Raw genomic sequence first — 21,184 nt, forward strand, 5'->3', positions numbered from 1 at the left:
GCCGAGCAGCATGCCGCGACGCGAGAGACCCGCGGAGATTGGTCTCTTAACGGGCTTTTCGGGCCTCGGTATCGCAGGTCGCTTCCGCACGGTGGCGCTCACTCCGTCCGCTGTGGAGGCAGCGGTCGGTGGGGCGCTCGCCTCTGTTCAGGTGGTTCACCTGGCTAGAGGGTCACCGAGCGGCACGGGTTCCATGCGCGTACATGTTCCGTTCACCCGGAAGGGGCGGGGGCTCCTCGGGGCCATCGACCAGGTCGAATGCGGCCCGGGCAGTCCTGCGCGGGGCGACATGCCCCTCCTCAGGCCCGATCCCAGGCCGCCCCCACCTTCTCGATCCGCTCCCGGTACTCCACGGCCCCCTGCCACTCCTGCGGCCAGTTCGCCGTGCCGCGGTGGGCGCCCGCGAAGGCGCCTGCCAGGGCCGCCGTCGCGGCCGAGGCGCCGGAGGTGTGGGTTGCGCGGCGCAGGGTGTCGCGGGGGCGGGCGTCGGTGATCAGGAAGGCGTACAGGGCGCCGGCCAGGACCTCGTCGGCGGTCCAGGCGGTGCCGACGGCGGATCCGGGGTCGCGGTCCGGGTCCTTGGCGGCGACCGCCGTGGCCACGGTGTCCAGTGCCGTCAGGCACTCGTCCCAGCCCGGTGCGACGAAGGCGGCGGGGCTCGCCGCGCCCGCCCGTACGGCCAGGTCGCCGAGCCAGTCCGTGCGGTACGTCCAGCGGGACGCGGCCGCGTGGGCGCGCAGGCGGGGCAGCAGGTCGGCGGGCGGGCAGCCGTGCGCCAGGAGGTGGACGGCGTGCGCGGCGAGGTCGCTCGCGGCCAGCGAGGTCGGATGGCCGTGGGTGAGCGCGGACTGCAACTGGGCGACGCCCGCCCGCTGTTCGGCGCTCAGGTACGGGGCGAGCCCGACGGCGGCGGCCCTGACCACGCCGGCGCAGCCCTTGGAGGTCAGGGCGGACGCCGCCTGCCAGGGCGTCTCCCCGGCCAGCGCCGTGCAGGCGTCGACGGTGGTGCGGCCGGGGGCCCGGTCGTTGTCGGGGGCGCGCAGCCAGCGGACCAGGTGGGTGCGCAGGGCGGCGGCGACGGCCCCGGGGGTGATCCAGGGCGGGGCGGGCAACGCGCCGCGCGTGGTCAGGCTGTGCCGGGCCTCCGCTTCCGTCAGGGGCACCCTGACGGCGACCTCGGCGAGCCCCTCGGCGACGGCGAGGGCGAGCTGCGTCTGGTCGGAGACGCGCACCGACTCCCCGTCGTACAGCGGGAGTTCCATCGTCGACCAGGTGCCGTACGTGGCCGTGATCCGGTCCAGGGGCAGGGTGGACAGCGGTCGGCCCATGGCGTCGCCGAGCGCGAGCCCGACGAGGGCGCCGCGCGCCGCGGACCACCGGCGCTCCGGGGCGGGCCGGTCCGCGAGGTCGTCCAGGAGGCGCAGGTGCGGGGCGGTGGCGAGCGGCCCGGCCACCAGATGGCCCGGTCCGGCCGCGGCGACCAGTTCGCGCAGCGCCGCGACCGGGGCGAGGCCGCGGGCCTTGGCGTCGTCGAGGCGGGATCGCAGGCTCACCGCCTGGTTCCCGGCGTCCCTGCGGTCGATCTGGCCGGCCGCGCCGTCCTCGTCGTTCGCCCAGACGTACCCGGTGACGGTGCCCTTCGCGTCGGCCACGGCGACGTACCGGACGGGCAGCCCGGTCGTGTCCGCGTACCGGTCGGGCCCGCTCACGGAGTGGAACGCCAGGTCCTCCTCGAACCGTGGATTGATGGGCTTCCGCGGGACGAAGTGCGGGCCCGGACCGGCCGGTTGACTCACGTGCAGTTCCCCTCTGACGGCTCTCGCAGGAAGATCCGTCACAGCCAAACACACGCTTCCCCGTCGTCACCAGCCGCTCCGGGCCCTGCCCTCAGGCGGGGGTCACACCCGCTGCCACAGCGCGGGCACGTTCGGCGGCTCCCAGCCCGGCTGCGCCTGGTGGCCCTGGAGGCAGCGGTACGTGCCGCCGCCGTACGTCACGGTGGCGCCCGGCTGGTAGACGGTGCCGGACGCCCAGGTGCCGCCGGGCTCACCGGGCTCGCCCGGGGCGCCGCCGCCCGTGGTCCTCAGCGTCAGCCCGTAGGTCTGCAGCAGCGGGTTGATCGGCTGGAAGTACGTGGTGCCGCCGCTGGTGCAGTTGCCGGAGCCGCCCGAGGTGACGCCCTGGGCCTGGCTGCCGGAGATGAACGAGCCGCCGGAGTCGCCCGGCTCGGCGCAGACCGAGGTGCGGGTCACTCCGGAGATCGTGCCCTCGGGGTAGGTGACGCTGGTGTTCAGCTGCTGGATCGTGCCGCAGTGCCAGCCGGTGGTGGAGCCCGAGCGGCACACGGAGGAGCCGACCGTCGCCTGCGTGGACCCGGCGACCTGGGCGCTCGACCCGTTCACGTACGGGGTCGCGGTCCAGGAGGAGTTGGCGGCCACCCACGCCATGTCGTTCCCAGGGAAGATCGAGCCCTGGAAGGTGCCCTGGGCGACCCGGTTGGACCCGGTGGTGCTGCTGCCCGCCCGGCCGCAGTGCCCGGCCGTGGCGAAGCCCTGCTGGGTGCCGCGGGTCACCGGGAAGCCGATGGAGCAGCGGCTGGAGTTGTCGATGTAGTACGCGTCCCCGCCCCGCAGGTCGTACAGCGGCCGGGGCCGCTGCGTCGACGCGACGACCCGCACCAGGCCCTCGTCGACCGCGGCGGACTCCAGCAGCGCGGACACGGGACCGCGCCGACTCGCCTCCACCACAAGGGAGTTGGTGGCTACGTCGACGTACCAGACCGGGGTGGCGGTGGTGTCGCGGTGGCCCGCGGCCCGGTCGAGGCGGGCCTTCGCGGCGTCGAGCGCGGCCAGCGGGTGGCGTACGACGGCGGCGCGGGCGCCCGCCGCCTCGATGCCCGGCACGTCGGCGGCGTCGGTCGTCGCCACGGTCAGCACGGCGGACTCGGCGCCGCGCACCCAGGCCCCCGCGAAGTCCCGGCCGAGCGAGAGCCGCAGGGCGCCCGCGGTGGCGCCCGCCGCCGCCTCGTTGGCCAGCCGCTCCCGCGCCTGCGCACGGTCGAGGCCGAGGTCCCGCTGCAGGGCGCTCAGCAGGGCGGGCGGTGCCTGGTCGGCGCCGAGGGTCTCGGCGGCCGTGGGGGCGGGGGAGGGGGCGGGGTCGGCGCTCGCGGAACTGCCGAGCCCCGCGACGAACAGCGCGGCGGACGTCGTCAGGGCCGCACACACGGCCCTGGTGCGTCTGTGGAGCATGGCGTCTCCTCGGTTGTCGGTGGGGAGGTGCCGAAACCGTAGGAGGCCGGATCGGGCCGCATAAGAGGTCAGCCGACCCCGGGGGCCGGCGTTATGGAAGCTCCGGCGGCGGCCGTGCGGACGGTGTCCGCGTGCGCGGCGCGGGCCTGGGCGAGGACCAGCCCGGCGGTGTCGGGGTGCTGGGCCGCGGGGTGCAGCCCCAGCAGGTGCCGCCACAGCAGCGGGGCCCCGGCGAGCGGGCGGACGGTGATCCCCGGGGTCGGCGGGAACGTGGCCCTGCACAGCCCCACTGCGCGCCCCACCTGCACCAGGTGCACGCAGGACGCGGTGTCCGTCTCGTACATCCGGCGCGGGGTGAAGCCGGCCCGCGCGCAGGCCGCGCCGAAGCAGTCCGCGAAGCAGCCGTCGCCGGGCACGCAGGCCCACGCCTCGTCGGCCAACGCGGTGAGCTCCGGCTCGGCGGCCCCGGCCAGCGGGTGGCCGTCCGGGAGCATCGCGCAGACCGGGTCGAGGGCGATCTCCCGCCACTCCAGGTGGGCGGGTCCTGGCGGCGGGGCGGAGCCGCAGGTGCCGAGCAGGGCGAAGTCGAGGCGGCCCTGGTCCAGGTCCGCGGCCAGCTCGCCCTCGGACCAGGAGGCGCGGGTCGTCACCGCGGTGTCCGGCAGCGCTCCGGCCAGCCGGTCCACCAGGGCGCCGAGCAGCGGGCCGTGCGTGCCGCCGAGCCGGAGCCGCTCGCGGCCGGGCCGGGCCGCGGCGAACCGGATCGCCTCCTGTTGCAGCCCGGACACGGCCGGCAGCACGATCCTGGCCCGCTCCAGGACCAGCTCGCCGAGGGCCGTGGCTCGTACACCGTGCCGACCGCGCTCGAACAGTTCCCCGCCGAGGGCCCGCTCGATCCGCCTGAGCTGGGCGCTCAGCGCGGGCTGCGCGAGGCCCAGCACGGTCGCCGCCCGGGTGAGGCTGCCCGCATCGGCGATCGTCCGGACCGTCCTCAGATGCCGCAACTCCAGCTCCATGAAGGGAGCTTGGGGCGTAGGAGCAGCAGGAGCAAGGGGCTGGTACAGGCCAATGCGCGGTGACGGGGGCTGCGGGGCGCGGACACCCCTGGTTTGACCTTCGTCACTCAGGGGGTACTCTCTTCGGCTCGATTGGCCCCGGACGTGCCCCGTATGGCAGACTGTCGGGGTTGCTCGGTTGAGTGCCGATGCTGCGCGCCTCCCGCCGGGAGGACCGGAAGCGAGTCCCACAGTACTCGTCGCCCTATCTGTCGCTTGCGGCAGCGCTGGGGCGGACGTACGGGAATCTTTCGGGAAGCTCAGCGCGGGGCGAGACCAGGCGCCTGGTGGGTTTCTTCCCCCAGTCCATGTGGCCCAGGGCCGCGGTTCCTGTTAGCAGGGAAATCCGTACGGATATTTCTGTGAGCAAGACTGCGACACGCCCGACCGCGTGGGTCGGAGGAAGTGTGAAACAGGGCCCCCAGGAGCCAGAGCGTTTCGAGAGACAGGACTACTAAGTAGCCATGGCGGGACAGAAGATCCGCATCCGGCTCAAGGCCTACGACCACGAGGTCATCGACTCTTCGGCGAAGAAGATCGTCGAGACGGTGACTCGCACTGGTGCGTCGGTCGCGGGCCCGGTGCCGCTGCCTACCGAGAAGAACGTGTACTGCGTCATCAAGTCGCCGCACAAGTACAAGGACTCGCGCGAGCACTTCGAGATGCGCACGCACAAGCGCCTGATCGACATCCTCGACCCGACGCCCAAGACCGTTGACTCCCTGATGCGACTCGACCTCCCGGCCGGTGTCGACATCGAGATCAAGCTCTGAAGGCCGGTGATCTGAGAGATGGCTAAGCAGATCAAGGGCATCCTGGGCGAGAAGCTCGGCATGACGCAGGTGTGGGACGAGAACAACCGTGTTGTTCCGGTCACCGTCGTCAAGGCCGGCCCCAACGTCGTGACCCAGGTCCGCACGAACGACACCGACGGCTACGAGTCCGTCCAGATCGCGTTCGGCGAGATCGACCCGCGCAAGGTGAACAAGCCCCTCAAGGGCCACTTCGCCAAGGCCGACGTCACCCCCCGTCGTCACCTCGTCGAGATCCGTACCGCTGGTGCCAGCGAGTACACCCTCGGCCAGGAGATCACCGCCGAGACCTTCGAGGCCGGCGTGAAGGTCGACGTGACCGGCAAGAGCAAGGGCAAGGGCTTCGCCGGTGTCATGAAGCGTCACAACTTCCATGGCGGCAAGGCTTCCCACGGTGCGCACCGCGTGCACCGCAAGCCCGGTTCCATCGGTGGCTGCGCCACCCCGGGCCGTGTCTTCAAGGGCATGCGCATGGCCGGTCGCATGGGTAACGAGCGTGTGACCACCCAGAACCTGACCGTTCACGCCGTTGACGCGGAGAAGGGTCTGCTCCTCATCAAGGGCGCAGTTCCCGGTCCGAACGGTGGCCTCGTCCTGGTCCGTACCGCGGCCAAGGGGGTTTGAGGAACCGATGAGCACCATTGACATCCTTTCGCCGGCAGGCGACAAGACCGGGACCGTCGACCTCCCCGCGGAGATCTTCGACGTAGAGAAGATCAGCGTTCCGCTGCTTCACCAGGTCGTCGTCGCGCAGCTGGCTGCTGCCCGTCAGGGCACGCACAAGACCAAGCGCCGTGGCGAAGTCCGCGGTGGTGGCAAGAAGCCTTACCGCCAGAAGGGCACCGGCCGCGCCCGTCAGGGCTCGACCCGTGCGCCGCAGTTCGCCGGCGGTGGCGTCGTCCACGGCCCGCAGCCGCGTGACTACTCGCAGCGGACCCCGAAGAAGATGAAGGCCGCGGCCCTGCGCCACGCCCTCACCGACCGGGCCCGCAACGCTCGCATCCACGTCGTCACCGGCGTGGTCGAGGGCGAGGTCTCCACGAAGGCCGCCAAGACGCTGTTCGGCAAGATCTCGGAGCGCAAGAACCTGCTCCTGGTCGTCGACCGCGCCGACGAGGCCGCGTGGCTCTCCGCCCGCAACCTGCCCCAGATCCACATTCTGGAGCCGGGCCAGCTGAACACGTACGACGTTCTCGTCTCGGACGACGTGGTCTTCACCCAGGCCGCTTTCGAGTCCTTCGTGTCCGGCCCGAAGGCCAATGACACCGAAGGGAGCGAAGCCTGATGGCTATCCGTCACCAGAGCATCGCGTCCAAGGCTGCGAAGGCCGCGAAGGCCGCGCGCGTCGCCAAGGCGAAGCGCATCGCGACCGAGGGCAAGATCGCCGTTGAGCCCACCCCGCTGAGCAAGTCCTTCTCGGACCCGCGCGACGTTCTCGTCAAGCCGGTCGTCTCCGAGAAGTCGTACGCGCTCCTCGACGAGGGCAAGTACACGTTCATCGTGGCCCCCGGCGCCAACAAGACCCAGATCAAGCAGGCCGTCGAGACGGTCTTCTCGGTCAAGGTCACCGGCGTCAACACGATCAACCGTCAGGGCAAGCGCAAGCGCACGCGCACCGGGTTCGGCAAGCGTGCCGACACCAAGCGCGCGATCGTGACCCTTGCTGAGGGCGACCGTATCGACATCTTCGGCCAGGCCTCCTAACGGAGACCCTGGTCCGAATATCGGACGAGGACTGAGAAATGGGAATCCGCAAGTACAAGCCGACGACGCCGGGCCGCCGTGGCTCCTCCGTCGCCGACTTCGTCGAGGTCACGCGGTCCACGCCGGAGAAGTCGCTGGTCCGCCCCCTGCACAGCAAGGGCGGTCGTAACAACTCCGGTCGCGTGACCGTTCGCCACCAGGGTGGCGGACACAAGCGCGCCTACCGCGTGATCGACTTCCGTCGTCACGACAAGGACGGCGTGCCGGCCAAGGTCGCTCACATCGAGTACGACCCCAACCGCACCGCGCGCATCGCGCTCCTGCACTACGCGGACGGCGAGAAGCGCTACATCCTGGCCCCGCGTGGGCTCGCCCAGGGCGCCGTGGTCGAGAACGGCCCGGCGGCCGACATCAAGCCCGGCAACAACCTGGCGCTCCGCAACATCCCGGTCGGTACCACGATCCACGCGATCGAGCTCCGTCCCGGTGGTGGCGCCAAGTTCGCCCGCTCCGCGGGTGCCTCCGTGCAGCTGCTGGCGAAGGAGGGCACGATGGCCCACCTTCGTATGCCTTCCGGTGAGATCCGCCTGGTCGACGCGCGCTGCCGCGCCACCGTCGGCGAGGTCGGCAACGCCGAGCAGTCGAACATCAACTGGGGCAAGGCCGGCCGCATGCGCTGGAAGGGCGTCCGCCCGACCGTGCGTGGTGTCGTGATGAACCCGGTCGACCACCCGCACGGTGGTGGTGAAGGCAAGACCTCCGGTGGTCGTCACCCGGTCTCGCCGTGGGGCAAGAAGGAGGGTCGTACTCGTGATCGCAACAAGGCGAGCAACAAGTACATCGTCCGCCGCCGCAAGTCGAACAAGAAGCGCTAGGAGCGGGTTTAGATGCCGCGCAGTCTCAAGAAGGGACCCTTCGTTGACGGCCACCTCGTAAAGAAGGTGGACGCTCAGAACGAAGCCGGTACCAAGAACGTCATCAAGACCTGGTCCCGCCGCTCGATGATCATCCCCAGCATGCTGGGCCACACGATCGCGGTGCACAACGGCAAGACCCACATCCCGGTGTTCGTCACCGAGTCGATGGTCGGCCACAAGCTCGGCGAGTTCTCGCCGACGCGCACCTTCCGGGGTCACGTCAAGGACGACCGGAAGTCGAAGCGCCGCTAAGGCGGGGTGGAATCGACTATGACTAACACCGAAGGGACAACCATGGAAGCCAGGGCCCAGGCGCGGTACATCCGCGTCACGCCCATGAAGGCCCGCCGCGTGGTGGACCTCATCCGTGGCATGGATGCCACGGAGGCTCAGGCGGTCCTGCGTTTCGCCCCGCAGGCCGCGAGCGTGCCGGTCGGCAAGGTGCTGGACAGCGCCATTGCCAACGCCGCGCACAACTACGACCACACCGACGCCTCCACGCTGGTCATCAGCGAGGCGTACGTGGATGAGGGCCCGACCCTGAAGCGGTTCCGTCCGCGTGCTCAGGGCCGTGCCTACCGGATCCGTAAGCGGACCAGCCACATCACCGTGGTCGTCAGCAGCAAGGAAGGAACCCGGTAATGGGCCAGAAGGTAAACCCGCACGGGTTCCGGCTCGGTGTCACGACCGACTTCAAGTCGCGTTGGTACGCCGACAAGCTGTACAAGGACTACGTCAAGGAAGACGTCGCCATCCGTCGGATGATGACGTCCGGCATGGAGCGCGCCGGCATCTCGAAGGTTGAGATCGAGCGCACCCGTGACCGCGTGCGGGTGGACATCCACACCGCTCGTCCCGGCATCGTCATCGGCCGCCGTGGCGCCGAGGCCGACCGCATCCGCGGTGACCTCGAGAAGCTCACGGGCAAGCAGGTCCAGCTGAACATCCTCGAGGTCAAGAACCCCGAGGTCGACGCTCAGCTCGTGGCCCAGGCCGTTGCGGAGCAGCTGTCCTCCCGCGTCTCCTTCCGTCGCGCCATGCGTAAGAGCATGCAGTCGGCGATGAAGGCGGGCGCCAAGGGCATCAAGATCCAGTGTGGCGGTCGTCTCGGCGGTGCCGAGATGTCCCGTTCGGAGTTCTACCGCGAGGGCCGCGTGCCCCTGCACACGCTCCGCGCCAACGTGGACTACGGCTTCTTCGAGGCCAAGACGACCTTCGGCCGCATCGGCGTGAAGGTCTGGATCTACAAGGGCGACGTCAAGAACATCGCCGAGGTTCGCGCCGAGAACGCCGCAGCCCGCGCCGGCAACCGTCCGGCCCGTGGCGGCAACGACCGCCCGGCCCGTGGTGGCCGTGGTGGCGAGCGTGGCGGTCGCGGTCGCAAGCCGCAGCAGTCGGCTCCGGCCGCCGAGGCCCCCAAGGCCGAGGCGCCCGCCGCTGCTCCGGCTGAGAGCACCGGAACGGAGGCCTGACCGAAATGCTGATCCCCCGTAGGGTCAAGCACCGCAAGCAGCACCACCCGAAGCGCAGCGGTATGTCCAAGGGTGGCACGCAGGTTGCGTTCGGTGAGTACGGCATTCAGGCCCTCACCCCGGCGTACGTGACGAACCGTCAGATCGAGGCCGCTCGTATCGCCATGACGCGTCACATCAAGCGTGGCGGCAAGGTCTGGATCAACATCTACCCGGACCGTCCCCTCACCAAGAAGCCTGCCGAGACCCGCATGGGTTCCGGTAAGGGTTCGCCGGAGTGGTGGATCGCCAACGTCAAGCCCGGACGCGTGATGTTCGAGCTGTCGTACCCCAACGAGAAGATCGCGCGTGAAGCCCTGACTCGTGCGGCCCACAAGCTGCCGATGAAGTGCAAGATCGTTAAGCGCGAAGCAGGTGAGGCGTGATGTCGGCCGGGACCAAGGCGTCCGAGCTGCGCGAGCTGGGCAACGAGGAGCTTCTCAACAAGCTCCGCGAGGCCAAGGAAGAGCTGTTCAACCTCCGCTTCCAGGCGGCGACCGGTCAGCTCGAGAACCACGGCCGGCTCAAGGCCGTCCGCAAGGACATCGCGCGGATCTACACCCTCATGCGTGAGCGCGAGCTGGGCATCGAGACGGTGGAGAGCGCCTGATGAGCGAGAAGACTGTGACTGAAGAGACTGCCGCCCGCGGCTTCCGCAAGACCCGTGAGGGTCTTGTCGTCAGCGACAAGATGGACAAGACCGTCGTCGTCGCTGTCGAGGACCGCGTCAAGCACGCGCTGTACGGCAAGGTCATCCGCCGTACGAACAAGCTCAAGGCGCACGACGAGCAGAACGCCGCGGGCGTCGGCGACCGTGTCCTCCTCATGGAGACCCGGCCGCTGTCCGCGACGAAGCGCTGGCGCGTCGTCGAGATCCTGGAGAAGGCGAAGTAATCAAGCGGGGGCCATCCGCCCCCGCTGCCCCTCGCCCCGTTCCCGGGGCGCGGGTCTTCGCCTGCGACAGGCCAAGTAATTCCTGCGGGAAACTCCGCAGGACAGTTCCGCCAGGCTCGGCAGGGGTTCGTTCCAGAACCCCTGCCGGGAACCGGCAGACGATCAGGAGATAGACGTGATCCAGCAGGAGTCGCGACTTCGGGTCGCCGACAACACGGGTGCGAAGGAAATCCTCACCATCCGTGTTCTCGGTGGTTCGGGTCGCCGCTACGCGGGCATCGGTGACGTCATCGTCGCCACCGTCAAGGACGCGATCCCCGGTGGCAACGTGAAGAAGGGTGACGTCGTCAAGGCGGTCATCGTTCGCACCGTCAAGGAGCGCCGCCGTCCGGACGGCTCGTACATCCGCTTCGACGAGAACGCCGCCGTCATTCTGAAGAACGACGGCGACCCTCGCGGCACCCGTATCTTCGGCCCGGTGGGCCGTGAGCTGCGCGAGAAGAAGTTCATGAAGATCATCTCGCTCGCGCCGGAGGTGCTGTAAGCATGAAGATCAAGAAGGGCGACCTGGTCCAGGTCATCACCGGTAAGGACAAGGGCAAGCAGGGCAAGGTCATTGCCGCTTACCCGCGCGAGGAGCGCGTCCTGGTCGAGGGTGTCAACCGGGTCAAGAAGCACACGAAGGCCGGCCCGACCGCCAGCGGCTCGCAGGCCGGCGGCATCGTGACCACCGAGGCCCCCGTCCACGTCTCCAACGTCCAGCTGGTCGTGGAGAAGGACGGCAACAAGGTTGTCACGCGCGTCGGTTACCGCTTCGACGACGAGGGCAACAAGATCCGCGTTGCCAAGCGGACGGGTGAGGACATCTGATGACGACCACCACCACTCCGCGTCTCAAGACGAAGTACCGCGAGGAGATCGCGGCCAAGCTGCAGGAAGAGTTCTCGTACGAGAACGTCATGCAGACCCCCGGTCTCGTGAAGATCGTCGTGAACATGGGTGTCGGCGACGCCGCCCGTGACTCGAAGCTCATGGACGGTGCCGTCCGTGACCTGACGACGATCACCGGTCAGAAGCCGGCCATCACCAAGGCCCGCAAGTCCATCGCGCAGTTCAAGCTGCGTGAGGGCCAGCCGATCGGTGCCCACGTCACGCTCCGTGGCGACCGCATGTGGGAGTTCCTGGACCGCACCCTGTCGCTCGCGCTTCCGCGCATCCGCGACTTCCGTGGTCTGTCCCCCAAGCAGTTCGACGGCCGTGGCAACTACACCTTCGGTCTGACCGAGCAGGTCATGTTCCACGAGATCGACCAGGACAAGATCGACCGCGTCCGGGGTATGGACATCACCGTGGTCACCACGGCGACCAACGACGACGAGGGCCGCGCCCTCCTTCGTCACCTCGGCTTCCCGTTCAAGGAGGCGTAAGCGAGATGGCGAAGAAGGCTCTTATTGCCAAGGCTGCTCGTAAGCCCAAGTTCGGTGTGCGTGCGTACACCCGCTGCCAGCGCTGCGGCCGCCCGCACTCCGTGTACCGCAAGTTCGGCCTCTGCCGCGTGTGCCTTCGTGAGATGGCTCACCGTGGCGAGCTGCCGGGCGTGACCAAGAGCTCCTGGTAGTCCCCTAGTTGGGACTATTTGGATCTCTCGGTAAGTAAAGGGTCGGCAGAGGCCCCTGCTCTCATGGCTTAGGCTAGGAGGGTTGGGCGTCTGCCGCCCTGACCGACTTACTACGCCGTAGGTCCCCGCGCCGCACCCGTCCCGCCCCTGTGTGGGGAGAGGGATGGCGCATACAGGAAACCCCGGCGAGAGAGGCCGAAGGCCAATTCATGACCATGACTGATCCGATCGCAGACATGCTTACGCGTCTGCGGAACGCGAACTCGGCGTACCACGACACCGTGGCTATGCCGCACAGCAAGATCAAGTCGCACATCGCCGAGATCCTCCAGCAGGAGGGTTTCATCACCGGCTGGAAGGTCGAGGACGCCGAGGTCGGCAAGAACCTCGTCCTCGAGCTGAAGTTCGGCCCGAACCGTGAGCGTTCGATCGCCGGCATCAAGCGCATCTCCAAGCCGGGTCTGCGCGTTTACGCGAAGTCCACCAACCTGCCGAAGGTCCTCGGTGGCCTGGGCGTGGCGATCATCTCCACGTCGCACGGTCTCCTGACCGGCCAGCAGGCAGGCAAGAAGGGCGTGGGTGGGGAAGTCCTCGCCTACGTCTGGTAGCGGAAGGGAACGGAGGAAACAGCTATGTCGCGTATTGGCAAGCTCCCCATCACGGTTCCCGCCGGCGTGGACGTCACCATCGACGGCCAGACGGTCACGGTCAAGGGCTCCAAGGGAACCCTGACCCACACCGTCGTGGCGCCGATCGAGATCGCCAAGGGTGAGGACGGCGTTCTGAACGTCACCCGCCCGAACGACGAGCGTCAGAACAAGGCCCTGCACGGCCTGTCCCGCACGCTGGTGGCGAACATGATCACCGGCGTGACCACGGGTTACGTGAAGAAGCTCGAGATCAGCGGTGTCGGTTACCGCGTTCTGGCGAAGGGCTCCAACCTGGAGTTCTCGCTCGGCTACAGCCACCCGATCCTGGTCGAGGCGCCCGAGGGCATCTCGTTCAAGGTCGAATCGGCGACCAAGTTCTCGGTCGAGGGCATCGACAAGCAGAAGGTCGGCGAGGTTGCGGCCAACATCCGCAAGCTGCGCAAGCCCGACCCGTACAAGGCCAAGGGCGTCAAGTACGAGGGCGAAGTCATCCGCCGCAAGGTCGGAAAGGCGGGTAAGTAAGCCATGGCATACGGGCAGAAGATTGCTAAGGGCGACGCTTACAAGCGTGCTGCCATCAAGCGTCGTCACATTCGTATCCGTAAGCACATCTCGGGTACGGCTGAGCGTCCGCGCCTGGTCGTGACGCGCTCGAACCGCAACATCGTGGCCCAGGTCATCGACGACGTGAAGGGTCACACCCTCGCGTCCGCTTCGACCCTGGACGCTTCGATCCGCGGTGGCGAGGGCGACAAGTCCGCCCAGGCCAAGTCGGTCGGCGCCCTGGTCGCCGAGCGCGCCAAGGCCGCCGGTGTCGAGGCTGTCGTGTTCGACCGTGGTGGTAACCAGTACGCCGGGCGCATCGCCGCCCTGGCGGACGCCGCCCGCGAAGCCGGCCTGAAGTTCTGAGCCGGTTCCGTAGCTAGCGGAAACAGAGAGAGGTAATTCCAATGGCTGGACCCCAGCGCCGCGGTGGCGGTGCCGGTGGCGGCGAGCGGCGGGACCGGAAGGGTCGCGACGGTGGCAACGCCGCCGCCGAGAAGACCGCGTACGTTGAGCGCGTTGTCGCGATCAACCGCGTCGCCAAGGTTGTGAAGGGTGGTCGTCGCTTCAGCTTCACTGCGCTCGTCGTAGTGGGCGACGGTGACGGCACCGTGGGTGTCGGTTACGGCAAGGCCAAGGAGGTGCCGGCCGCCATCGCCAAGGGTGTTGAGGAGGCCAAGAAGCACTTCTTCAAGGTCCCCCGTATCCAGGGCACCATCCCGCACCCGATTCAGGGTGAGAAGGCTGCCGGCGTCGTGCTGCTCAAGCCCGCGTCCCCGGGTACCGGTGTTATCGCCGGTGGTCCGGTGCGCGCCGTGCTCGAGTGCGCCGGCGTTCACGACATCCTGTCGAAGTCCCTGGGCTCCGACAACGCGATCAACATCGTGCACGCGACCGTGGAGGCCCTGAAGGGTCTGCAGCGCCCCGAGGAGATCGCGGCTCGCCGTGGTCTGCCCCTCGAGGACGTTGCCCCCGCGGCTCTGCTCCGTGCGCGTGCCGGGGCTGGTGCGTAATGGCGCAGCTCAAGATCACGCAGGTGAAGTCGTACATCGGCAGCAAGCAGAACCACCGTGACACCCTGCGTTCCCTTGGTCTCAAGGGCATCAACACGCAGGTCGTCAAGGAGGACCGCCCCGAGTTCCGCGGCATGGTGCACACCGTCCGCCACCTCGTGACGGTTGAGGAGGTCTGATCATGGCGGAGAACAACCCGCTGAAGATCCACAACCTCCGTCCGGCCCCCGGCGCCAAGACCGCCAAGACCCGTGTCGGTCGTGGTGAGGCGTCGAAGGGTAAGACGGCCGGTCGTGGTACCAAGGGCACGAAGGCCCGTTACCAGGTTCCGGAGCGCTTCGAGGGTGGCCAGATGCCCCTCCACATGCGTCTCCCGAAGCTGAAGGGCTTCAAGAACCCCTTCAAGGTCGAGTTCCAGGTCGTGAACCTGGACAAGCTCGCCTCGCTGTACCCCGAGGGTGGCGAAGTCACCGTCGAGGGTCTGGTGGAGAAGGGTGCTGTCCGTAAGAACAGCCTCGTCAAGGTCCTGGGCCAGGGCGAGATCACCGTGGCGCTGCAGGTGACGGTCGACGCCGTCTCCGGCTCCGCCAAGGAGAAGATCACCGCCGCGGGCGGTACGGTCACCGAGCTCGTCTGAGTCACTCGGACGTCTCGATGACGTGAGCGATCCCGACCGGGGATACCCCACAAATGGGGTATCCCCGGTTGGTCGTTCCTAGGGGGGCATGTACGCCGGTAAGGTGGCGTCCGCTGTTAATTTCCGGGCTGTTGTGTGCCCCCGGCACCAATCCCGGGTTTTGACCGTTACCCATTCGTCGAATCCTCAAGACCGTCACCTCTGACGCACGCGCGCGGGGGTCGCAGGAGGCACCGTGCTCACCGCGTTCGCCCGGGCGTTCAAGACGCCCGACCTGCGCAAGAAGCTGCTCTTCACGCTCGGCATCGTCGTCATCTACCGGCTCGGGGCGCACATCCCGATTCCCGGCGTGGATTACGGCAATGTCCAGACATGCATGGACCAGGCCAGCTCCAACACCGGCCTGTTCGGTCTCGTCAACATGTTCAGCGGTGGCGCGCTGCTGCAGATCACGGTCTTCGCGCTCGGCATCATGCCGTACATCACCGCGAGCATCATTCTGCAGCTGCTCACCGTGGTGATCCCGCGCCTCGAAGCCCTCAAGAAGGAGGGCCAGGCCGGTACGGCGAAGATCACGCAGTACACGCGTTACCTGACCGTCGCGCTCGCCATCCTCCAGGGCACGGGCCTCGTCGCCACCGCCCGGACCGGCGCCCTCTTCCAGGGCTGCCCCGTCGCGAGCCAGATCGTGCCCGACCAGTCGATCTTCATCACCATCACGATGGTCATCACGATGACCGCCGGTACCTGCGTGATGATGTGGCTCGGCGAGCTGATCACCGACCGCGGTATCGGCAACGGCATGTCGATCCTGATGTTCATCTCGATCGCCGCCACGTTCCCGTCCGCCCTCTGGGCCATCAAGCAGCAGGGTTCGCTGGCCGACGGCTGGATCGAGTTCGGCACCGTCATCCTCGTCGGCCTGGTCATGGTCGGCCTGGTGGTCTTCGTCGAGCAGGCCCAGCGCCGTATTCCGGTCCAGTACGCGAAGCGCATGATCGGCCGCCGTTCCTACGGCGGTACGTCTACGTACATCCCGCTCAAGGTGAACCAGGCAGGTGTGATCCCTGTCATCTTCGCGTCGTCCCTCCTCTACATCCCCGCACTCGTCGCTCAGTTCGCAGGCGGCGACTCGCAGTGGAAGGTGTGGATCGACGACCACCTGACCAAGGGAAATCACCCGATTTACATCGTCACGTACTTCCTCCTGATCGTTTTCTTCGCGTTCTTCTACGTGGCGATCTCGTTCAACCCCGAGGAAGTCGCGGACAACATGAAGAAGTATGGTGGCTTCATCCCGGGCATCCGGGCTGGCCGACCGACCGCTGAGTACCTTTCGTACGTGCTCAACCGGATCACCTGGCCGGGTTCGCTGTACTTGGGTCTGATCGCTCTCGTACCGACGATGGCGTTGGTTGGTTTCGGGGCAAACCAGAACTTCCCGTTCGGCGGTACGAGCATCCTCATCATCGTGGGTGTTGGTCTGGAGACGGTGAAGCAGATCGAGAGCCAGCTCCAGCAGCGCAATTACGAAGGGTTCCTCCGCTGATGCGAATCGTCCTCGTCGGGCCGCCTGGTGCCGGCAAGGGAACGCAGGCCGCGTTCCTTGCCCAGAACCTGTCGATCCCGCACATCTCCACGGGCGACCTCTTCCGTGCCAACATCAGCCAGGGCACGGACCTCGGCAAGCAGGCGAAGTCCTACATGGACGCGGGCCAGCTGGTTCCGGACGAGGTCACCATCGGGATGGCCAAGGACCGCATGGAGCAGCAGGACGCCGTGAACGGCTTTCTGCTCGACGGCTTCCCCCGCAACGTCTCGCAGGCCGAGGCGCTGGACGTCGCCCTCAAGGCCGACGACGTGAAGCTGGACGCGGTTCTGGACCTGGAGGTCCCCGAGGACGAGGTGGTCAAGCGCATCGCCGGCCGCCGCATCTGCCGTAACGACTCGGCGCACGTCTTCCACGTCGCGTACAAGCAGCCGAAGTCCGAGGGCGTCTGTGACGTCTGCGGCGGCGAGCTGTACCAGCGCGACGACGACAAGGAAGAGACCGTGCGCAAGCGGCTCGAGGTCTACCACACGCAGACCGAGCCGATCATCGACTACTACCGGGAGCAGGGGCTCGTCGTGACGATCTCCGCCCTCGGCAAGGTCGAGGAGGTCACGGCGCGGGCCATGGAGGCCCTGGGACGCTAGTCCCGCTCTTCTTCTGTACGTGGCTGAGGCCGCGGTTCCCCGTCGGGGGGACCGCGGCCTTAGTGTTGGTGGGTACGTAAACCCTCGTACCGGATGACGGAGAGCGCAGGCCCCCATGGTGCAGATCAAGACCCCCGACCAGATTCGCAAGATGCGGGAGGCGGGGCTTGTCGTCGCGGCGATCCACGCCGCGACCCGTGAGGCGGCCGTGCCGGGCGCGACCACCCGGGACCTGGACGAGGTCGCCCGCAAGGTCATCGCCGAGCACGGGGCGAAGTCGAACTTCCTCGGTTACGGCGGTTTCCCCGCCACGATCTGCACCTCGAAGAACGAGGTCGTGGTCCACGGCATCCCGAGCGAGAAGGTCGTCCTGGAGGACGGCGACATCATCTCGATCGACTGCGGCGCGATCATCGACGGCTGGCACGGCGACGCCGCGTACACCGCGTTCGTCGGCTCCGGTCACTCCCCGGAGCTGATCGAGCTGTCCCGGGTGACCGAGGAGTCGATGTGGGCGGGCATCGCCGCGATGAAGGCCGGTAACCGGCTGGTGGACATCTCCCGCGCCATCGAGACGTACATCCGCCGCCAGCCCAAGCCCGGCGGCGGCAAGTACGGGATCGTCGAGGACTACGGCGGCCACGGCATCGGCACCGAGATGCACATGGACCCGCACCTGCTGAACTACGTGGAGCGCCGCCGCGGCAAGGGCCCGAAGCTGGTCCCCGGCTTCTGCCTCGCGATCGAGCCGATGGTCTCCCTCGGCACCCCGCGCACCGAGGTCCTGGAGGACGACTGGACCGTCATCACGACGGACGGAACCTGGTCCTCGCACTGGGAGCACTCGGTCGCGCTGACCGAGGAGGGCCCGCTGGTGCTGACGGCGCCGGACGGCGGCAAGGCGAAGCTGGCGGAGATGGGCGTGACGGCGGCCCCCGACCCGCTGGGTTAGGCCCCTGTTGGTGTGCTTAGTGATCTTTGTGGTAGGGCAGAATCCCTGGATTCGTCTTTCTGGGGGTACTGACGTAGACTGACTCGTCGGCTCTCGTGTACTGGCATGTCCGCATGTCAAGCAAGAGTCGATCAAGGTAGTCGATTCGAAGGGCGAAGCGTGGCCAAGAAGCAAGGTGCCATCGAGATCGAAGGCACTGTCGTCGAGTCTCTTCCGAACGCCATGTTCAAGGTGGAGCTCCAGAACGGCCACCAGGTCCTGGCACACATCAGCGGCAAGATGCGCATGCACTACATCCGCATCCTCCCTGACGACCGGGTCGTGGTGGAGTTGTCTCCGTACGACCTGACGCGTGGCCGGATCGTCTACCGGTACAAGTAGATCTTGCCCGAGCTCCGCTTTCTGCGGGCCGCCGGCAACTGACCCGGAGAACCTCACCCATGAAGGTCAAGCCGAGCGTCAAGAAGATCTGCGACAAGTGCAGGGTGATCCGCCGTCACGGTCGGGTCATGGTGATCTGCGACAACCCGCGCCACAAGCAGCGCCAGGGCTGACGCAGACCCGTTAACTGCAGTTCGTTCGCAGAGTTCGCGCGACGCAGCACATTGAGTACATACGCAGAACCCGCCGGCGGTGGAATCCTCCACCGTGGCGACACCCTCGGTCGGAGGCCGAGGACCCAGTTCGTACCGACTCTCCTTTGACGGAGGGAACGGCGGATGGGAGCGGTTCTGCTGCAGACCTCCGAGTATCAACAGGAGCCATGAATGGCACGCCTTGAAGGTGTTGACCTCCCGCGCGACAAGCGCGTCGAGGTTGCCCTCACGTACGTGTTCGGTATCGGTCGTACCCGCGCCCAGCAGACGCTGGACGCCACCGGTGTGGACCGCAACATCCGTGTTCGCGACCTGAGCGAGGAAGACCTCGTCAAGCTTCGCGAGTACGTGGACCAGAACTTCCAGACCGAGGGTGACCTCCGTCGCGAGATTCAGGCCGACATCCGCCGCAAGGTCGAGATCGGCTGCTACCAGGGTCTGCGTCACCGTCGCGGCCTGCCGGTCCGCGGTCAGCGCACCAGCACGAACGCTCGTACCCGCAAGGGCCCGCGTCGCGCCATCGCCGGTAAGAAGAAGCCGGGCAAGAAGTAGTCCACAGCGGACGCTTTTCAGCGGTCTTCGCTGTAGGACCGACCACCTCCCTGTAGGAGAACGACATGCCCCCCAAGGGTCGTCAGGGCGCTGCCAAGAAGGTGCGCCGCAAGGAAAAGAAGAACGTCGCTCACGGCCACGCGCACATCAAGAGCACGTTCAACAACACGATCGTGTCCATCACGGACCCGACCGGCAACGTGATCTCGTGGGCCTCCGCCGGCCACGTCGGCTTCAAGGGCTCCCGCAAGTCCACGCCGTTCGCCGCGCAGATGGCTGCCGAGTCGGCCGCCCGTCGCGCGCAGGAGCACGGCATGCGCAAGGTCGACGTCTTCGTCAAGGGCCCGGGTTCCGGTCGCGAGACCGCCATCCGTTCGCTCCAGGCGACCGGTCTTGAGGTCGGCTCGATCCAGGACGTGACGCCCACGCCGCACAACGGCTGCCGTCCGCCCAAGCGTCGTCGCGTCTGACGCACGACCGCTTGGTCAGAGGATTTCGGGCGGTACGGCTCTTTCGGGCCGTGCCGCCCGTACCCTTGCAGTACAAGTCGGGCATCAAATAGTGGGTGCCCATGACTGAAGGATGCATTTCATGCTGATTGCTCAGCGTCCCTCGTTGACCGAAGAGGTCGTCGACGAGTTCCGGTCCCGGTTCGTGATCGAGCCGCTGGAGCCGGGCTTCGGTTACACCCTCGGCAACTCCCTCCGCCGGACCCTTCTCTCCTCGATCCCGGGTGCGGCGGTCACGTCCATCCGTATCGACGGTGTCCTGCACGAGTTCACCACCGTGCCGGGCGTCAAGGAAGACGTCACCGACCTGATCCTCAACATCAAGCAGCTGGTCGTCTCCTCGGAGCACGACGAGCCGGTCGTGATGTACCTGCGCAAGCAGGGCCCGGGTCTGGTCACCGCCGCCGACATCGCGCCCCCGGCCGGTGTCGAGGTGCACAACCCCGACCTCGTCCTCGCCACGCTGAACGGCAAGGGCAAGCTGGAGATGGAGCTGACCGTCGAGCGCGGTCGCGGCTACGTCTCCGCCGTCCAGAACAAGCAGGTCGGTCAGGAGATCGGGCGCATCCCGGTCGACTCGATCTACTCGCCGGTTCTGAAGGTCACGTACAAGGTCGAGGCCACGCGTGTCGAGCAGCGCACCGACTTCGACAAGCTGATCGTCGACGTCGAGACCAAGCAGGCCATGCGGCCGCGCGACGCCATGGCGTCCGCCGGTAAGACGCTGGTCGAGCTGTTCGGTCTCGCCCGCGAGCTGAACATCGACGCCGAGGGCATCGACATGGGTCCGTCCCCGACGGACGCCGCGCTCGCCGCCGATCTGGCGCTGCCGATCGAGGAGCTGGAGCTCACCGTTCGGTCGTACAACTGCCTCAAGCGCGAGGGCATCCACTCCGTGGGTGAGCTCGTGGCCCGCTCGGAGGCCGACCTGCTCGACATCCGCAACTTCGGTGCGAAGTCGATCGACGAGGTCAAGGCGAAGCTGGCCGGTATGGGCCTCGCCCTGAAGGACTCGCCTCCCGGCTTCGACCCGACCGCCGCCGCCGACGCCTTCGGCGCCGACGACGACGCGGACGCCGGTTTCGTGGAGACCGAGCAGTACTGATGTGACTGCCCGCAGGCATCCGTCTGTGGGGCCCTGACCCCGGTACCTGATACGGCCGGGGCAGACACCTAGGAGAAACACCATGCCGAAGCCCACCAAGGGTGCCCGTCTGGGCGGCAGCGCCGCGCACGAGAAGCTGCTCCTCGCGAACCTCGCGAAGAGCCTCTTCGAGCACGGCAAGATCACGACGACCGAGGCCAAGGCCCGTCGTCTGCGCCCGTACGCGGAGCGTCTGGTCACCAAGGCGAAGAAGGGCGACCTTCACAACCGCCGTCAGGTGCTCACGGTCATCACGGACAAGAGCGTCGTCCACACGCTCTTCACCGAGATCGCCCCGCGCTACGAGAACCGTCCGGGTGGTTACACCCGTATCACCAAGATCGGTAACCGTCGTGGCGACAACGCGCCCATGGCTGTCATCGAGCTGGTCGAGGCCCTGACGGTCGCGCAGCAGGCCACCGGTGAGGCCGAGGCCGCCACCAAGCGTGCCGCCAAGGACGCCGAGGCTGCCGCTCCGGCCGCCGAGGTCGTCGAGGACGCCAAGCCGGCCGAGGCCGCCGAGGAGTCCAAGGACGCCTGAGGCTTCCAGCCTCGAGTGTTGAGCGGGTCCGTCCCTGTGGGGGCGGGCCCGCTTTTCCGTTTCCCCCGGGTATGCGAATGAAGGATGCAGAG

Annotated in this window: 33 protein-coding genes; 30 read left to right on the forward strand and 3 right to left on the reverse strand. The window is 67.7% G+C overall.

Annotated features, from left to right (window positions below):
- Positions 1 to 299 precede the first annotated feature (299 nt).
- The 3 genes from M4J07_RS23090 to M4J07_RS23100 all read right to left on the reverse strand — a co-directional run bounded on the left by M4J07_RS23090 (position 300) and on the right by M4J07_RS23100 (position 4,264).
- A complete protein-coding gene (locus M4J07_RS23090; RefSeq protein WP_308284768.1) occupies positions 300 to 1,796 on the reverse strand; it encodes an ADP-ribosylglycohydrolase family protein in 1,497 nt (498 codons plus the stop codon).
- A gap of 102 nt (positions 1,797 to 1,898) precedes the next feature.
- The gene (locus M4J07_RS23095) at positions 1,899 to 3,248 is read right to left on the reverse strand and encodes a carbohydrate-binding protein (protein ID WP_255974895.1); all 1,350 of its coding nucleotides are present in this window, start codon (positions 3,246 to 3,248) and stop codon (positions 1,899 to 1,901) included.
- 68 nt (positions 3,249 to 3,316) lie between these two features.
- On the reverse strand, positions 3,317 to 4,264 hold the full coding sequence (locus tag M4J07_RS23100; protein ID WP_255974896.1) for a LysR family transcriptional regulator: 948 nt from the start codon (positions 4,262 to 4,264) through the stop codon (positions 3,317 to 3,319).
- A 503-nt stretch (positions 4,265 to 4,767) separates the two neighbouring features.
- Between M4J07_RS23100 and rpsJ the strand changes: the two genes are divergently transcribed.
- The 30 genes from rpsJ to rplQ all read left to right on the forward strand — a co-directional run bounded on the left by rpsJ (position 4,768) and on the right by rplQ (position 21,092).
- Positions 4,768 to 5,076 (forward strand): 30S ribosomal protein S10, encoded by a 309-nt coding sequence (gene rpsJ, locus M4J07_RS23105; protein ID WP_003948644.1) that lies wholly within the window; start codon positions 4,768 to 4,770, stop codon positions 5,074 to 5,076.
- 18 nt (positions 5,077 to 5,094) lie between these two features.
- Positions 5,095 to 5,739 carry a 50S ribosomal protein L3 gene (gene rplC / locus M4J07_RS23110; protein WP_255974897.1) on the forward strand — a complete coding sequence of 215 codons (645 nt, stop codon included), beginning with the start codon at positions 5,095 to 5,097 and terminating at the stop codon, positions 5,737 to 5,739.
- Between the two features lie 7 nt (positions 5,740 to 5,746).
- Positions 5,747 to 6,400, forward strand: a complete 654-nt coding sequence (gene rplD / locus M4J07_RS23115) for a 50S ribosomal protein L4 (RefSeq protein WP_255974898.1) — start codon at positions 5,747 to 5,749, stop codon at positions 6,398 to 6,400.
- Positions 6,400 to 6,819 (forward strand): 50S ribosomal protein L23, encoded by a 420-nt coding sequence (gene rplW / locus M4J07_RS23120; RefSeq protein ID WP_255974899.1) that lies wholly within the window; start codon positions 6,400 to 6,402, stop codon positions 6,817 to 6,819. Before rplD ends, rplW begins: the two co-directional genes overlap by 1 nt.
- Positions 6,820 to 6,857: 38 nt before the next feature.
- Complete coding sequence (gene rplB / locus M4J07_RS23125; RefSeq protein ID WP_255974900.1) at positions 6,858 to 7,694, forward strand: 50S ribosomal protein L2; 837 nt, start codon at positions 6,858 to 6,860, stop codon at positions 7,692 to 7,694.
- Between the two features lie 12 nt (positions 7,695 to 7,706).
- A complete protein-coding gene (rpsS, locus tag M4J07_RS23130) occupies positions 7,707 to 7,988 on the forward strand; it encodes a 30S ribosomal protein S19 (protein WP_030788278.1) in 282 nt (93 codons plus the stop codon).
- A 42-nt stretch (positions 7,989 to 8,030) separates the two neighbouring features.
- Positions 8,031 to 8,378: a 50S ribosomal protein L22 gene (gene rplV / locus M4J07_RS23135; protein ID WP_009997296.1), complete on the forward strand. Its 348-nt coding sequence runs from the start codon at positions 8,031 to 8,033 to the stop codon at positions 8,376 to 8,378.
- Complete coding sequence (gene rpsC / locus M4J07_RS23140; protein ID WP_255974901.1) at positions 8,378 to 9,208, forward strand: 30S ribosomal protein S3; 831 nt, start codon at positions 8,378 to 8,380, stop codon at positions 9,206 to 9,208. The genes rplV and rpsC overlap by 1 nt, the downstream gene beginning before the upstream one ends.
- Positions 9,209 to 9,213: 5 nt before the next feature.
- Positions 9,214 to 9,633 carry a 50S ribosomal protein L16 gene (rplP, locus tag M4J07_RS23145; protein WP_055553500.1) on the forward strand — a complete coding sequence of 140 codons (420 nt, stop codon included), beginning with the start codon at positions 9,214 to 9,216 and terminating at the stop codon, positions 9,631 to 9,633.
- Positions 9,633 to 9,857, forward strand: a complete 225-nt coding sequence (rpmC, locus tag M4J07_RS23150) for a 50S ribosomal protein L29 (RefSeq protein WP_010036720.1) — start codon at positions 9,633 to 9,635, stop codon at positions 9,855 to 9,857. The genes rplP and rpmC overlap by 1 nt, the downstream gene beginning before the upstream one ends.
- Positions 9,857 to 10,141 (forward strand): 30S ribosomal protein S17, encoded by a 285-nt coding sequence (rpsQ, locus tag M4J07_RS23155; protein WP_111663851.1) that lies wholly within the window; start codon positions 9,857 to 9,859, stop codon positions 10,139 to 10,141. Before rpmC ends, rpsQ begins: the two co-directional genes overlap by 1 nt.
- A gap of 175 nt (positions 10,142 to 10,316) precedes the next feature.
- On the forward strand, positions 10,317 to 10,685 hold the full coding sequence (gene rplN / locus M4J07_RS23160; protein WP_003974257.1) for a 50S ribosomal protein L14: 369 nt from the start codon (positions 10,317 to 10,319) through the stop codon (positions 10,683 to 10,685).
- 2 nt (positions 10,686 to 10,687) lie between these two features.
- The gene (rplX, locus tag M4J07_RS23165; protein WP_030685463.1) at positions 10,688 to 11,011 is read left to right on the forward strand and encodes a 50S ribosomal protein L24; all 324 of its coding nucleotides are present in this window, start codon (positions 10,688 to 10,690) and stop codon (positions 11,009 to 11,011) included.
- Positions 11,011 to 11,568, forward strand: a complete 558-nt coding sequence (gene rplE / locus M4J07_RS23170) for a 50S ribosomal protein L5 (protein WP_255974902.1) — start codon at positions 11,011 to 11,013, stop codon at positions 11,566 to 11,568. The genes rplX and rplE overlap by 1 nt, the downstream gene beginning before the upstream one ends.
- A 5-nt stretch (positions 11,569 to 11,573) precedes the next feature.
- Positions 11,574 to 11,759: a type Z 30S ribosomal protein S14 gene (locus M4J07_RS23175; RefSeq protein ID WP_003956452.1), complete on the forward strand. Its 186-nt coding sequence runs from the start codon at positions 11,574 to 11,576 to the stop codon at positions 11,757 to 11,759.
- 209 nt (positions 11,760 to 11,968) lie between these two features.
- Positions 11,969 to 12,367, forward strand: coding sequence for a 30S ribosomal protein S8 (gene rpsH, locus M4J07_RS23180; protein ID WP_018528360.1), 399 nt, complete (start codon positions 11,969 to 11,971; stop codon positions 12,365 to 12,367).
- Between the two features lie 24 nt (positions 12,368 to 12,391).
- Positions 12,392 to 12,931: a 50S ribosomal protein L6 gene (rplF, locus tag M4J07_RS23185; protein ID WP_164321728.1), complete on the forward strand. Its 540-nt coding sequence runs from the start codon at positions 12,392 to 12,394 to the stop codon at positions 12,929 to 12,931.
- A 3-nt stretch (positions 12,932 to 12,934) separates the two neighbouring features.
- Positions 12,935 to 13,318, forward strand: a complete 384-nt coding sequence (rplR, locus tag M4J07_RS23190) for a 50S ribosomal protein L18 (RefSeq protein ID WP_188337376.1) — start codon at positions 12,935 to 12,937, stop codon at positions 13,316 to 13,318.
- A 41-nt stretch (positions 13,319 to 13,359) separates the two neighbouring features.
- Positions 13,360 to 13,965: a 30S ribosomal protein S5 gene (gene rpsE / locus M4J07_RS23195; RefSeq protein WP_207824967.1), complete on the forward strand. Its 606-nt coding sequence runs from the start codon at positions 13,360 to 13,362 to the stop codon at positions 13,963 to 13,965.
- Positions 13,965 to 14,144 (forward strand): 50S ribosomal protein L30, encoded by a 180-nt coding sequence (gene rpmD / locus M4J07_RS23200; RefSeq protein ID WP_052580766.1) that lies wholly within the window; start codon positions 13,965 to 13,967, stop codon positions 14,142 to 14,144. Before rpsE ends, rpmD begins: the two co-directional genes overlap by 1 nt.
- 2 nt (positions 14,145 to 14,146) lie before the next feature.
- Positions 14,147 to 14,602, forward strand: a complete 456-nt coding sequence (gene rplO, locus M4J07_RS23205; protein WP_111663854.1) for a 50S ribosomal protein L15 — start codon at positions 14,147 to 14,149, stop codon at positions 14,600 to 14,602.
- Between the two features lie 235 nt (positions 14,603 to 14,837).
- On the forward strand, positions 14,838 to 16,151 hold the full coding sequence (gene secY, locus M4J07_RS23210; protein WP_255974903.1) for a preprotein translocase subunit SecY: 1,314 nt from the start codon (positions 14,838 to 14,840) through the stop codon (positions 16,149 to 16,151).
- Positions 16,151 to 16,798, forward strand: coding sequence for an adenylate kinase (locus tag M4J07_RS23215; RefSeq protein ID WP_255974904.1), 648 nt, complete (start codon positions 16,151 to 16,153; stop codon positions 16,796 to 16,798). Before secY ends, M4J07_RS23215 begins: the two co-directional genes overlap by 1 nt.
- A gap of 115 nt (positions 16,799 to 16,913) precedes the next feature.
- The gene (gene map, locus M4J07_RS23220; RefSeq protein ID WP_255974905.1) at positions 16,914 to 17,750 is read left to right on the forward strand and encodes a type I methionyl aminopeptidase; all 837 of its coding nucleotides are present in this window, start codon (positions 16,914 to 16,916) and stop codon (positions 17,748 to 17,750) included.
- 159 nt (positions 17,751 to 17,909) lie between these two features.
- Complete coding sequence (gene infA / locus M4J07_RS23225) at positions 17,910 to 18,131, forward strand: translation initiation factor IF-1 (RefSeq protein ID WP_003948620.1); 222 nt, start codon at positions 17,910 to 17,912, stop codon at positions 18,129 to 18,131.
- Positions 18,132 to 18,190: 59 nt separating this feature from the next.
- Positions 18,191 to 18,304 carry a 50S ribosomal protein L36 gene (gene rpmJ, locus M4J07_RS23230; RefSeq protein ID WP_003974245.1) on the forward strand — a complete coding sequence of 38 codons (114 nt, stop codon included), beginning with the start codon at positions 18,191 to 18,193 and terminating at the stop codon, positions 18,302 to 18,304.
- Between the two features lie 213 nt (positions 18,305 to 18,517).
- The gene (gene rpsM / locus M4J07_RS23235; RefSeq protein ID WP_255974906.1) at positions 18,518 to 18,898 is read left to right on the forward strand and encodes a 30S ribosomal protein S13; all 381 of its coding nucleotides are present in this window, start codon (positions 18,518 to 18,520) and stop codon (positions 18,896 to 18,898) included.
- Between the two features lie 65 nt (positions 18,899 to 18,963).
- Complete coding sequence (gene rpsK / locus M4J07_RS23240) at positions 18,964 to 19,368, forward strand: 30S ribosomal protein S11 (RefSeq protein ID WP_003948617.1); 405 nt, start codon at positions 18,964 to 18,966, stop codon at positions 19,366 to 19,368.
- Between the two features lie 121 nt (positions 19,369 to 19,489).
- Complete coding sequence (locus tag M4J07_RS23245; protein WP_003966937.1) at positions 19,490 to 20,512, forward strand: DNA-directed RNA polymerase subunit alpha; 1,023 nt, start codon at positions 19,490 to 19,492, stop codon at positions 20,510 to 20,512.
- Positions 20,513 to 20,594: 82 nt separating this feature from the next.
- Positions 20,595 to 21,092, forward strand: coding sequence for a 50S ribosomal protein L17 (rplQ, locus tag M4J07_RS23250; protein ID WP_018528369.1), 498 nt, complete (start codon positions 20,595 to 20,597; stop codon positions 21,090 to 21,092).
- The last annotated feature ends 92 nt before the right edge of the window (positions 21,093 to 21,184 follow it).

This window comes from Streptomyces longispororuber (genome assembly GCF_024448165.1).
Taxonomy (GTDB): Bacteria; Actinomycetota; Actinomycetes; order Streptomycetales; family Streptomycetaceae; genus Streptomyces; species Streptomyces longispororuber_A.